We start from the raw sequence: 13,325 nt of genomic DNA on the forward strand, positions 1-13,325 counted from the left end.
AAGTTTGTTTTAATGAAAGCCTTCAACCCGGCGATAGGCACAATCGGTGCGCCGGCAGGATTCACAGGGAAACGGCTGAAACGTCACAGACTTACCGATACCGACAAGTCCGCTCACCGATTTGATCGGGATCATCAGCGAGTTGCTGTTCAACTCGACCCCGCAGAATCCGTCCGGCAGCAGAGTAAACAGTTTCTGCTGCTCGGAAACGCTCCAGTCGCAGTATCCCGGACTGTAGCTGTTTGTGATGTTGTATCCGGTTTTGTCCACATCGCGTGCGATCTGCTGCCGGACTTTTTCAGCGATTTCCGAGGTAATCAGTGACGCGATCACATCAGCTATCAAGCCTTTTAACGCGTCATTGCATAGACAGTCCTGGGTCCAGTTGCTGATCTCGGAACCTGCCGTGCACACAAATACAGCCGCCGAGCCAAGGCCGGATAATTGTCCGCCGGCGCGTTTTCCGACATCAAAGGTAACCTGTTCGATTCTGACGTGTTGTTTGTCGATGCACTCGGCCGGGTCATAAAACACATACCCGCCGCACAATCCCTCAGCGTCAATAATTTCGTCAAGCAGGTCCCGCGCCAAACTCTGCGTATAGGCGTTTTCCTGCTCATTGCCGCCGAGAATAGCGTGAACTTTTTTTAAATTCAGGTCAAGTTCCTGGACAGTGTAATTCATTGTTTTGATCATACAGCTCCCGATGTACAGGCATTGGACAAGGCGGACACATGTTCATGCGGTGTATTGACGCTAATCTCACACCCGCCGGACAGAATAAATGCCCGGTTTTCTTCCTTTTTGATCAGATCGCGGGCTTTGACGTACAGGGTTTGCGGTGATTCGTTCTGGATGCTCACCGGATTGATATTACCGCAGCGAGCGATATCCGGACCCAGCATTTCAGCGGCATGATCCGGGTCCACCTGCCAGTCCAGATCACAGATATCCGGTGCCACCGTTTTGATCGACGGCAGCAGATGCGTGATATCCCCGCAGATATGCAGTTTCACCCGCGCGCCCTGATCCTGTATAAACCGCACCAGTTCGGCATGCCGGTCACGGACAAACTGATCGTAGGTCGCTTGATCAATTTGAGAGCAAATCGCGTCTCCGATGCCGATCACATCACAGCCCGCCTCGATCTGGGCTTTGGCAAATGCCCTGGCGGTCATCAGACATTTATCCATCAGCATGCAGACAAAATCAGGGTCCATCATCAGCTGCATTAAAACCTCACTGACGCCGGCCAGATCGCACGCTTCGGCCAGCGGTCCTTCGATCCAGCCGATGATCGGAACCCCGCCTTTCAGCTGCTTTTGAAACAGCTCGGCGCCGTGAATACGGTCACGGGTGCGCTCGGCTTTATACACATCCGGATTTGCAAGCGCTTTGATATCATCTTTGCTGCGAATCAGGATATCCTCGCATTTCGGTACCGCTTCATCCAAAAAGGTGATGCGGGCGCCGAATGCGGACGTCTCCCGGTAAGGGTCGGAAATGAGTCCGACCATATCGGTTTGAAAGGCATCCATGCATTCGATATTGGCGCGCACCAGGGTGCGGTAATCCGATGCAAACTGTGCGTATGTTGCGCCGATGTAACGCGCGGCAAAATGCATCAAAATCGGCCGAAACAGAGTACGGTTCAGCGGATCACTATGGAACAGGGCGTCAAAGTCCTGTTTTTTGCTCATGTTCAAACCTTTATATTAAATTCAAATCGTTTTCAATCTGTTCCAGGGTTTTGCCTTTGGTTTCCGGGATGACTTTATACACAAACACAAACATCAACACACACATGCCGCCGTACAGCCAGTAGGAAAATCCGTGATGAAAGCGCTCCACCAGCCATTTGTTCTCATCGATCATGGGAAAGGTCTGGGAAATCAGATAATTGGTCGCCCACAGACACACCGTGGCAATGGACATGGCGCGGGCGCGGATTTTGGTCGGAAATAGTTCCGACAATATGATCCATACCACCGGCCCCACCGAGATGGCGAAAAAAGAAATATATCCCAGAATCAGCAGCAGCGACCAGACCGTGGTGATCTGAACAAACGCCAGGATTCCCGTCGACACCAGACAAAACGCCATACCCAGTGAACCGATAAGCAGCAGCGGCCGGCGGCCGAGCTTGTCCACCTTGAGCATGGCAAATACCGTGAATCCCATATTGAACACACCCACCACAAGGGTCTGCAGCAGCGCCGCATTGACATCGCTGCCGAACTGTTTAAAGATTTCCGGGGCGTAATACAGGATCACGTTAATGCCCACAGCCTGCTGCAATACCGCAAGCACAACCCCGATGAGCACGAGTTTCAGGATACGCGGTTCAAACAGCATGTTTGCCGAATCAGATTCGCGTGACAGGGTGTGTTTAATCTCACTGATCCGCTCTTTTGCACTTGTGCTGCCCTGAATTTTCTCAAGAATACGGTACGCTTTATCGGATTTTGCATTCAGGGCCAGCCATCTCGGACTTTCCGGCACAAAAAACAGGGCAATCAAAAACACAAACGCCGGAATCGTCTCTGAGCCGAACATCCAGCGCCAGCCGGTTTCGACGTTCCAGAGTTGCGTCCCCTGACGCGCAATAAAATAATTAATCAGATAAATCAGCACCATACCGCACACAATAGCAAACTGATTCAACGACACCAGTCGGCCGCGCACCCGGGCCGGAGCCACTTCAGAGATAAACAAGGGCGTGATCATGGACGCCGCTCCCACACCGCAGCCGCCGATCATCCGGTAGATTGCAAAAACATCCAGCCGGTCTGCAAGCGCGGAGCCCAGCGCCGAAACCTCAAACAGCACCGCCGCCAGTATGAGCACTTTTTTGCGGCCCAGCCAGTCGCTCAGTATGCCGGCGAATAAACATCCAATGATCGAACCGATCAATGCCGAAGCCGCCGCCCAGCCCATCTGGGCGGCCGACAGATCAAAATGTATTCTCAGAAATCCAATGGCTCCCGAAATGACGGCCGTATCGTAACCGAACAGCAGGCCGCCCAGGGAAGCGGCAATCGCGACAAGGGTTACATAGGATGTGTTAACAGGGGTGTTGCTCATCCACATTTCCAGTTTTCATTCTATTAAAATAAAATCATCCGCTTCAAAATTCAACACGTTATTTTACAATATCTGATACTATTTTAGCATCATGGGACGAATAGGCATACAAAATATATAGACTCCATCCCGGAATAACAAGGCACAAACCGGCCCAATTGCTCCACAAACACGACAAAAACCGGTGTATCTCATTCTTCTTTGTATGTCTGCAGCAGCTCACCGGTTTCTGCATCCTTGAGAATGCGTTTGCTGCGGCCGTCCGGCATGACTTCATCCTTGATCAGCAGGTATTTGCCGTCAATCAACGGCCGCGATTCCCGGTCAACATCCGCACCGGTTTTACCGCGCCAGTCCTGCAGTTCGACAGGCTCCCAGGCTCGGGTTTGAGCGGATTTGTAACAGGCGTCAATAACGGCATTTACCACATAGCCGTCATAAAAACTCTCCATCGGCGTTTCACCCGTCTCGATGGCATGAAACATATCCTTGAACATATTTGGATACCCGAGAGTATGCACTTCATCGCCCACCGGGAACAGCCAGCCTTTATCCGATTCCGCTTTCTCCGCCACATAACCGCCCGAGTCGCCGGAGGTAAACATCTCAAATCCGGTGCGCAGCCAGTGATTGATCCAGATAGTTCCCGCGCTGCCGGACACTTCATCACGCAGATCCATGCCGCCGCGGAACGCCCAGCTGACTTCAAACTGACCGATGGCCTCGTTCTCAAAACGGATCAGACAAATCGCAAAATCCTCGGCTTCGATAGGATGCACCTTGGTGTCCGCCGTACACATGACCTCAACCGGCCGGACATCCTTGCCGATATAATTGCGGATGATCTCGATACAGTGACAACCCAGATCCACAATCGCGCCGCCGCCGGCTTTTTCCAGGTCCCAGAACCAGTCGGAATGCGGTCCGGGATGCGTTTCCCGTGACCGCACCCAGAGAATTTTTCCCAGCGCCCCTTTTTTTACAGACTCTTGTGATTTCAGGGTCTTGGGCGTATAAGCCAGATCTTCCAAATAACCGCCAAACACCCCGGCCTTTTCAACCGCGTCCAGTATATCTTTGGCTTCCGCGGCTGTGCGTCCCAGCGGCTTGGTGCACAGCACCGCTTTGCCCGCCTGCGCGCACATCAGCGCCGCCTCTTTATGCAAATGATTGGGAATGCCGATGATCACCATGTCCGTATCCGGATCCTGGATAGCTGCTTTCATATCATCCGTGGCGTTGGGAATCTCCCACTGTTCGGCAAAGGCTCGCGCCGATTCTTTTGTAGAGGCGCAGACATGATGAATGCGGTCTTTGCCGCGCATCTCATGAATGCTTTGCGTGTAGAAATGACCAATCAGTCCGGTTCCCAACAGCGTAATTTGATGTGATGTTGCCATAATTTGACCTCCTGTCATACTTTTCCGTACGTTACTGTTTAACCACTTTTTCTCTGAACGCCAGACCGAAAAAGACCAGTATGACCGCGGCAAATCCCGCCGGCAGCCACCAGAAATTCTGCCACTGGGCGCCGTTCAGAACGGACGCCGAGCCCAGAAATGCGCCGTAAATGCGCCCGGCCACCTGCGCGCCGATCAGCATGCCCAGTCCATAGGTCACCAGCACCAGCATGCCCTGCGCCTGACCGCGGATTGCGGGTGTCGATTTTTTGTCCACGTAAATCTGACCGGTGACAAAAAAGAAATCATAACAAATCCCGTGCAGCAGAATACCGGCAATGATCATCCAGTAGACACCGGCCGGAGCAGCCATGGCAAACAACGCATAACGCAACACCCAGGCGCCCATCCCGACCAGCAGCATCTTTTTAACACCCAGTCGCGCAAAAAACACGGGAATGAGCAGCATAAAGACCACCTCGGACATTTGTCCGAACGACATGGTGAACGCCGGACTGGAAAAGCCCGCATCCTTGACAAAAATAGGCGCAAAATTATAATAAGCAGACAGGGGAATACAGATTAAAAACGAACTGAGGAGAAAGACAAAAAAGGACGGGCTTTTGAGTTGTTTCAGAGCATCTACACCGACAATGCTGCGGATGGAAACGGGCTGACCGGCGGCCTGAGGCGGGGTATGCGGTAATGTAAAACTGTACAATCCCAGCAGCAGACTCGCCACGCCGGTCGCATACAGCGGCAGCGGCGTCAGGTCCGGCAGGTTTCCGCCGGCAAAATGCACCAGCCCAAAACTGATAAACAGTCCGGCAATGATCCAGCCGATGGTCCCGAATACCCGGATCACCGGGAATTGTTTTTCCTGATTCTGAATGTTATGAAACGCCAGCGAGTTGGTCAGTCCGATGGTCGGCATATAACACAGATTGTACAACAACAGCATGAGGATAAAAACGGTCGGATTGCCGGTGAACGACGGTACAAACAGCATGACAATACCGCCTGCCAGATGCAGCACACCCAGCACCCGCTCTGTGGGGAAATAACGGTCCGCGATCAATCCCAGAAAAAACGGCGCAATGATCGCCGCTATGGGATTCACGGTATACGGCCAAAAGGTCAAATGCCCCATGCCGTGTGCGGTCATATAATTACCGATCACCACGTACCAGGCTCCCCAGATAAAAAACTGCAGAAACATCATGGTGCTGAGACGCACAGTCACAAAGTTTTTCATAATTTTTGCTCCCTTCTTATGGTTTAAGAACCCTACCTTTTTATGTTTTTATCAGATTAATTGTGTACAGTTTGTCAAAAACCGGGACATCTGCAGAGGCATTGCTGATCGTCAGGGTCAGAAACTGCTCACCGGATTCAAGGTCCATGCTGCCGAGCACGGCCCGGTTCGGATCATCGATCACGCCTTCAATCCGGGCGCCGTTCACGGCAACCTGTACCATGGAACCCTTTACCTCTGCCGCTTCATAATCCAGGCTCACCCGGTAGCTTCCCGGAATCTGCACACGGATGTGATATACGGCAAAATCCCCTGCTTGACGCCAGTTATAGGTGTGATCAAATGCACATTTTACATCTTTGCTGATGTCATAGGGGGCATAGGCCAAAACTGTACTGTGTTTTTTTCCGTTATGCCCGATCAAAAACACCGGCATCTTGAACGAATTTCTTTCACGCAATACGCTCTGCCACCAGCGTTCCAGCCGGCCTGTGAGTTTGTTAACCCGTTTGGGATGCTCCGCTTTGATGTCATTCTGCTGCATTGCATCCTCACCCACATCATAGAGACATAATCCCTGTTCGGCGCATTCAGGCATCTCGTCAATCCGGCCGGGATTCATCATCAGCTTGTAGTTTTCCTTCTGGATGGAAATAATCTGATCCCGCAGCTTTAGATTCTTTTTCTCCTCCGGCGTCACCGGCCGGTATTCCTGTTTGACACCCCGTGGCGTCCAGGGCTCATCAGTCGGCACCCAGGCAGGCTGTGCATAATTGTATGAATATTTAGGTTTTAACTTTTCCGTCTCAGCGTACAGATAATCAGCAATACTCCGCCCGTCCAGGGTGCGGTTGTGCGGGTTCCGCACACCGGCCAGCTCCAGCAGGGTCGGGTACAGATCACAACAGTCCACCAGCCGTTCCACCGTCGCCGGTTTTAAGTGATTGTTCCAGCGCACAAAAAACGGCGAACGCACACCGTTTTCCCAGATATTGCCCTTGTGGCCGCGCAGATCATTGACATAACGTGTTTCCCGGTCCGCATGCGTCAGATCGGCGTTCAGCACAGCCGGACCGTTATCACTGAAAAAGATAACCACGGTGTTCTCTGACAATCCAAGCGCATCAAGTTCATCCAGCAGCCGCCGCACCTGTTCGTCCATACGCTCCACCATGGCATAGACAACGGCCAGAGCGCGACTGATTCCTTTTTCCATATAGCGTTTAACCCGGTCATCACGCGCATTGAGCGGCGCGTGACACGACAGAAACGGCACATACGCGAAAAACGGCTCATCCTGATGCCGCTGCATAAAATCAATGGCGTAATCAACCAGCACATCCGTAATCCAGCCTTTATGCTGTTTCGGCTCACCGTTGTAGAATCCCTGATTATCCCGATGCTGATACAGTCCCGCCATATACGCTTCCTCAAATCCGCGCTGCCAGGGGAAATACCCCTCGGTTTTGCCGCTGTGCCATTTCCCCCACATGCCGGTGCGGTAGCCGTTATCCCGCAGCACATCGGCAACCGTCACTTCATTTAGGGCCAGGAAATCCTTGCCGCCGTGTACATGCGACACCCCGGTGCGCAGAAAATGCCGACCCGTCAGCAGCGAGGCGCGCGTGGGGGCACACACCGGATTGACATAAAAATGCTTGAACTGCACCGATTCCTGTGCAAAGCGGTCCAGGTTCGGCGTTGCGATGATGCTATTGCCGTGCAGAGACAGATCGTCCCAGCCCATGTCATCCGCGACCAGCAGCAGAAAATTGGGTTTCTCCGCGCCTGCAGGCTTGCTGTTGCAGCCTGGTAAAATCGCCGCCGCCAGCGCTGTCGTACCGGCGGCCTTTAAAAATCGTCTTCGTTTCATAAAACGCTTCCGGCTTATTTAGAGTTTAATTTATGGGTTTTGATAAACTCACGCAGCACATCCGACCACACCTCATAACCCTGTTCGGTCAAATGCGTGCCGTCTGTGGTGTATTCAGCGTTCAGTCCGTTCGCACCGGACATGTGTGCATTCAAATCAATAAAATGAACATCATGCTCCCGGCAGAATGTTTTTAACAGCTGATTCAACAGCCGGACATGCGCATTGTTCTCCGGATTGTTGTGCTGATACAAGGTGGACTGCATCACCGGCGTGATATCATGCTCGATGAGCTGCCCGACGATGCGTTTGTGATTCTCAAAGATCTGATCAACCGGCACACCCAGCGTCAGGTCATTGATGCCGCCCATCACAAAACAGGCTTCTGGTGATGCTGCAATTACGCAAGTGTCCAGTATCCACAGCATCTGCCCGGTGGTATAGCCGCCCTGACCGCTGTTGCGGATGCGGTCGAACCCCAGACGTTTGTTCCAGTTGCCGCCCTGCTCCGTAATGGAATTCCCGAGCATCACCAGCTTGACATGTTTGGGGGACTGTTTCATAATTCGATCAATGCGCTCCTTTGCCAATTCAGTGTAATTTATGTATGTGGTTTGGCCCTGCTCACCGGTGTCATTCATACAGACCTTGAGCTGCGCCGCCCAGATCGTGTATGCCTCGTCGGTCAACTGCATGCCGTCGGTTGTAAAGTGTGGCGCCAGACCCGTTTCTCTGCACAGCGAACGATTGATATCAATAAGCAGTATGCCTTTTTCCCGGCAAAAAATCTCCGTCTGAGCATTCAGCTTTTTGACGCTCTGGTTGATCAGCGGCCGGTTTTCCAGAAACAGCGTGCTGTTGATCACCGGCTCAATCGCGTGCGCCCGCAGCGTGTCGCACAGCATGTGGTAACTTTTGATAATTTCCGATATCGGCACTCCCAGCAGCACATCTTCCAGACCGGTGTAGATAAAACAATACGCCGGTTTATAGGGCAGCACACTGTGATCCAGCACCCAGGTCAGCTGCCGACTGGTAAAATCCGACACGCTGGCGTTATGCACATCAGAACGGCCGATCAGCTGCGGCCAGTCCGCATTTTTAAACACAGAATTGCCGAGAAACACCGCATGCGCGGATCGGCCCCTGCCCGGATTCACGGCCAGCACAGTGCTGAACACAAATAGCGCACAAACAACCACCCACAGTTTTCTCATCATCACTCCATTGATTTATTGATCCAGCAGCGTTTCCAGCGCCAGTACCGAGAAAATAAACGGCGTGGCGCCGAACACGATATATTCGGACTGCTGCCACAGATACGGATGATCCGGTTTCAATTCCGGGAAATCCGGAAAAATCAGATTTACACCCGAATACAGTCCACCCGGTGTGTAGGAATAATCACTGCGGTTGACGCCGAATGCCGGAATGGGCGCATGAGCGCCGACTCCGGACACCAGCGACAGACTGGACGCCGGATGCCGTCCCAGCATGTAATCCACCACGTTTTCCAGCGGCTTTGTGGTAAAGATATCCGGGTGCTGTTTAATTAGGTAATAATGCGTATACATGCGCCATAAAATATCCCATCCGAATCCCCAGACATGTTCCTCATACGCAACGCCAAAGGGATTTTTCGATAATTGTTCGTTCAACTCTTTTTGATACAGCTTGAGGTTTTCTTCAAACGCCGCCCGAAACGAATCACCGAGATGATCCGCAACCCGGCTCACCGTCCAGGCGGTTTGCGGCATTTGTTTGTAGATATTCTCCTGTTCATCCCGCAGTGCCTGCAAAAACCGGTCATCTCGGGTGGTCAAATACAGTTCAACCGCTGCGTTGATGCGCTGTTCAAACAGATTGCGCGGCGTGCCGACCGATGCATAAAACACCGGTTCGTGCGTCTCTTCATAGTCCCAGATCCGCTGCGCTGTGGCCAGGCATTCTTCGGCCGGCTCTTTGTAAAACGATTTCAGAGCCCGGGACGCCGCGCATAAATAACTGATCACCGCATATTCGCGCCGCGTATCCTTGTTGGTGAAAATATAACGGTCATCAAAAACCCCGGAATGCGTTCCGGTTTTCGAATCCTCCGGCATGTCCGGATCATAAAACAGGTTATCCGTCATCGCGCCCCAATGGCCTTCCTGCAGATAAGTGGAAAAGTCTTTGCTGATGATGCCGACAAAACTGTGGTCCGCGGCGCGATACTGGGCCAGCAGAAAATCAACGCCGTGTCGGATATGCTGAATCATGTCCGGCAGACGGTCCGGCTGATGCAGATACACCATGCGGCTGTCAAAATCAATGCTGGTTTTATCAATATCAGGACGGAATTCCTCCCAGGTCAACGCCAGATGATACGTCGCGCGGCCCGAAGACCCGGTGTTTACATCATCATCTCCGGCATCGTGCCAGCCGCCCTGATTCATGCCCGGAATCGTGGTGTTGGGTTGATAGTCGGTCTCGGTTTCGCCGGTTTGATCATAGCCGTCGTAAAACGGCAGCGGCGCCGGCGCCTGCAGTCCGTCATCCATATGACACAAGCCATGCCACAGCCGGTTGCGGTCGCGTACCCGCATATGACACATCTGCACCGGCAGAAACGTCAACAGCGACGGCTGCCAGACTCCGTCGGTATACACCGATTCGCTGATCCGGAACGGGGTTGTGGTCACGGTATCATAAACGATCTGGTACAATCCGTCCTGGCGCACCTCGGTGAAATCAAATTTGCCATACACATACCGGTAAAACGAGCCCCAGCGTTCCGGTTCTGCTTCCAGCACCGTTTTCCGGCTGCCGTCCGGCTGAAACCGCAAAAGCCGCGCGCGCTGCAGGTCTGTGGTGCGCGAATCCAGTTCAAGAACCGCTTCTTTGCTCTGAGCCGGATGATAGCCGACCTGCGAATGAGCGATCACCGGCGTGCGCGTCCAGTTCTCCATGACTTGCGGCCGGAAAATCAAATGAACGGCGTTTTCCTGTTGATCACAGTCCGCCTTCACCCGAATGCCGAACCAGCTGCGCTGTTCATTCAGCCGATCGTCAACCAGTTCAATCTCTCCGGCTCTGGATTCGATAGTCAACCCGTACAATTTCGATTCCGCGGCAAGCATCAGGTTGCGGCCGGAGGCCAGCACCCGCGGATCATCCGGGTTCACGTTGTGATACTGAAAGATCTGCGGGAACACACCGGACCCGGATTGCGTGACAAAACTTTTTCCCTTGTAATATTCCGGGTACAGTTCCATCTGAAAACTCAGCTGCTCCAGCCGGCCGTGTTCTGGTTTTTCTTTGAAATCCAACGTGACCGCAAACGCATGATCCGGCAGCGGATCGATCAGCAATTCAAAAGCTAAATTCACCTCCGCGTGGCTGAAGGGAATGCGGATTTGTTCGCTTTCAGCATCCACAATGCGCTCTGGATTGCTGATTTGCGGAATGGGTTCGGTCATGATCTCATCCGCCGCATCCGCGCCTGACAGCAGTACGGCAACATTGCCGTTGGTGGCAATGCGCCGGTCGTGCTGAATAATCTCGATACCGCCCTGTTTGCCCACCGGATAAACGTTGTGAAAGGCCAGCACAGACACCTGCGGCGTCCATAAATATTCTTCAGGGGTCAGCTCGAGCCGGGTTTGGCTGTAACTGGTCTGCACCATTAAAAGACAGCACAAACTGCATAATAACAAAATCATAATATTGCATGGATATCGCATTCCAACAACTCTTCTTTTTATTCAACCGGCGTTAACGTACCGGCGAATCCGCCGGCGGACAGCAATGTCACGGTGATTTGAGAATCACGGGTCACGCGTTCATTTATGCTTCCGAATGATCGCTTGTTCATCCCGTCGGTAAACAAATTCAGCTTGTATTCCTGATCATCCAGAAAATCCAGATCCAGGCTCATTGATTTTTCATTAAATTCGCCGTTGATTCCCGCCAGATAATACACGCCGTCTTTCAGCCGCGCCAGCACAACAGAACGGCCCGGATATCCGTCGACAAAGCGGGTGTCATCCCAGCTCACCGGCACCTGTTTCAAAAAGCCGCGCACCTCCTGCGGCACCTTCTGCAGTCCCGCGATGCGGTCGGCAATATGCTGAATGCCGCACTGAAACACCACGGACAGCGCCAGTTCATGCGCGTAACTGGTCACATGCGGGGTTTCCGGGGAATAATCCGAGAACGTCACCGGCGTATAGTCCATGGGACCGATGACATTGCGGGTGAACGGATACACACTGTTCAGCCACACCGCGCGTTCGGCATACGGGGGATAGCTGTACAGCTCGGCGCCGCGCACCGACTCCATGGACAGCGCATTCGGATAGGTACGGTGCCAGCCGCGTGGAATGGTGCAGCCGTGCGTATTCACCACCAGATTAAAATCCGCCGCATCTTTAAAAATGTCAATATACAGATCAATCACTTGCTGTTTGTCGCTTTGAAAAAAATCGACTTTGATGCCCTTGACGCCCCAGTCGCTGATTTTTTGCATCTCCCGGCGCCGGATTTTCCGATCGTACATCAGGTCACGCGGTCCGGCGTTCATCACCCGCGTGTGCGGTCCGCCGGAATTGTACCACAGCAGAATACCCACATCTCTGCTGTTCGCATACTCGACCAGCTCCTCAATCGTGCCGCCTTCCATGATGTGCCAGTCCGCGTCCACCAGCGAGTATGTCCAGCCCATGTCCGCCGCCAGGTCCACATATTCTTTGAGTTTGTCATAGTTTCTTCCGCTGGAATGATCACCCCACCAGCTCCACGAGGCTTTGCCCGGTTCAATCCAGTCAGTGTTCTCCAGCACGGATTCGTCCGCCAGATGCGTCACCAGATTTGACTCGACAACCGTCCCCAAATCATCTCCGATCACCGCCAGACGCCAGGGGGTCTCCCAGGGCAGCGTGGACGAGGGAGTGCGGTCCCACATGCCGTAGGCTTCCCAGTCGTGCGGAAATTCGATGCGGTACAGTCCGTCCGGCGCCTCCGCGGACAGATGCGCGCCACAGTATCCGCTATCCAGATTCGTTTCGCTCAGCAGCACCCACAGGCTGTCCGCTTCAAACAGCGCCGGAAATCCCCAGCCCGTGGACAGCGGCGGCGGATCGCCGATGGACAAATCCTTGATATACCCGTATTCATAGGCGGGCGACCAGACGCCGAGCGTGTCGTACGGCTGCAGCCAGGCGCGGCCTTCATTCGGCAGATTAAACGAACTCCATTCACGTTCAACGGTGTATAGAGAATCGGATTGCTCCGGAAACACATACTTGTAAGCAATTCCGTCATTATAAGCGCGGAACACCACGTTCACCGGCGCAGTCTGATCATTCACCAGCTCAAGCGTCAATTCCCGGCATTCAACCTCATGCTGCAGCTGCTTGCCGGTGATCAGGGTATAGGACTGATTCAACATGCGCTCCGACTGACCGGCATAGTTCAGATGAGTATAAAAAGTTTGATCCGCGCGCTGAATCCCCAGCGGCGAAGATTCAATCACCGTCCGTACATCGTCGCCGTGATACACAACCTGATAGCTCAGCATACCAGGTTGATGCGTGTCTCCGGCTGCGGCTCTTAGATCAATTTGGATCTCAAGCCGTCCATCGGGTGATTGGACGGACCACTGTGTCGGCCGCATCCCGCAGGACAACAACAGCGCAACACAAATCAGCAAAGACAACCGTATCATAATTTTCAT

General features: G+C 53.1%; 9 protein-coding genes. All 9 read right to left on the reverse strand.

The window, feature by feature from the left end; all coding sequences use genetic code 11:
• Positions 1-9 precede the first annotated feature (9 nt).
• Positions 10-696: a vitamin B12 dependent-methionine synthase activation domain-containing protein gene (locus U5R06_21355; GenBank protein MDZ7725291.1), complete on the reverse strand. Its 687-nt coding sequence runs from the start codon at positions 694-696 to the stop codon at positions 10-12.
• A complete protein-coding gene (locus tag U5R06_21360; protein MDZ7725292.1) occupies positions 693-1,700 on the reverse strand; it encodes a uroporphyrinogen decarboxylase family protein in 1,008 nt (335 codons plus the stop codon). The genes U5R06_21355 and U5R06_21360 overlap by 4 nt, the downstream gene beginning before the upstream one ends.
• A gap of 10 nt (positions 1,701-1,710) precedes the next feature.
• Entirely contained in the window at positions 1,711-3,084 is a 1,374-nt protein-coding gene (locus U5R06_21365; GenBank protein ID MDZ7725293.1) for a sugar porter family MFS transporter, read from the reverse strand.
• Positions 3,085-3,275: 191 nt separating this feature from the next.
• Positions 3,276-4,484 carry a Gfo/Idh/MocA family oxidoreductase gene (locus U5R06_21370; GenBank protein ID MDZ7725294.1) on the reverse strand — a complete coding sequence of 403 codons (1,209 nt, stop codon included), beginning with the start codon at positions 4,482-4,484 and terminating at the stop codon, positions 3,276-3,278.
• 31 nt (positions 4,485-4,515) lie between these two features.
• A complete protein-coding gene (locus U5R06_21375) occupies positions 4,516-5,739 on the reverse strand; it encodes a nucleoside permease (protein ID MDZ7725295.1) in 1,224 nt (407 codons plus the stop codon).
• Between the two features lie 40 nt (positions 5,740-5,779).
• Complete coding sequence (locus U5R06_21380; GenBank protein MDZ7725296.1) at positions 5,780-7,612, reverse strand: sulfatase-like hydrolase/transferase; 1,833 nt, start codon at positions 7,610-7,612, stop codon at positions 5,780-5,782.
• A 14-nt stretch (positions 7,613-7,626) separates the two neighbouring features.
• Positions 7,627-8,832 (reverse strand): GDSL-type esterase/lipase family protein, encoded by a 1,206-nt coding sequence (locus tag U5R06_21385; protein MDZ7725297.1) that lies wholly within the window; start codon positions 8,830-8,832, stop codon positions 7,627-7,629.
• Positions 8,833-8,844: 12 nt separating this feature from the next.
• Positions 8,845-11,334, reverse strand: coding sequence for a glycoside hydrolase family 9 protein (locus U5R06_21390; GenBank protein ID MDZ7725298.1), 2,490 nt, complete (start codon positions 11,332-11,334; stop codon positions 8,845-8,847).
• A 17-nt stretch (positions 11,335-11,351) separates the two neighbouring features.
• Positions 11,352-13,325, reverse strand: coding sequence for a glycoside hydrolase family 97 catalytic domain-containing protein (locus U5R06_21395; protein ID MDZ7725299.1), 1,974 nt, complete (start codon positions 13,323-13,325; stop codon positions 11,352-11,354).

It is taken from the genome of candidate division KSB1 bacterium (assembly GCA_034521575.1).
Classification (GTDB): Bacteria; Zhuqueibacterota; Zhuqueibacteria; order Residuimicrobiales; family Krinioviventaceae; genus JAXHMJ01.

What these genes read in the sequence shown, in the direction of transcription:
- U5R06_21385 (MDZ7725297.1), bottom strand. Translation starts at nt 8,832, where the DNA reads ATGATGAGAAAACTGTGGGTGGTTGTTTGTGCGCTATTTGTGTTCAGC.
- U5R06_21370 (MDZ7725294.1), bottom strand. Translation starts at nt 4,484, where the DNA reads ATGGCAACATCACATCAAATTACGCTGTTGGGAACCGGACTGATTGGT.
- U5R06_21365 (MDZ7725293.1), bottom strand. Translation starts at nt 3,084, where the DNA reads ATGAGCAACACCCCTGTTAACACATCCTATGTAACCCTTGTCGCGATT.
- U5R06_21395 (MDZ7725299.1), bottom strand. Translation starts at nt 13,325, where the DNA reads ATGAAAATTATGATACGGTTGTCTTTGCTGATTTGTGTTGCGCTGTTG.
- U5R06_21355 (MDZ7725291.1), bottom strand. Translation starts at nt 696, where the DNA reads ATGATCAAAACAATGAATTACACTGTCCAGGAACTTGACCTGAATTTA.
- U5R06_21360 (MDZ7725292.1), bottom strand. Translation starts at nt 1,700, where the DNA reads ATGAGCAAAAAACAGGACTTTGACGCCCTGTTCCATAGTGATCCGCTG.
- U5R06_21390 (MDZ7725298.1), bottom strand. Translation starts at nt 11,334, where the DNA reads ATGCGATATCCATGCAATATTATGATTTTGTTATTATGCAGTTTGTGC.
- U5R06_21375 (MDZ7725295.1), bottom strand. Translation starts at nt 5,739, where the DNA reads ATGAAAAACTTTGTGACTGTGCGTCTCAGCACCATGATGTTTCTGCAG.
- U5R06_21380 (MDZ7725296.1), bottom strand. Translation starts at nt 7,612, where the DNA reads ATGAAACGAAGACGATTTTTAAAGGCCGCCGGTACGACAGCGCTGGCG.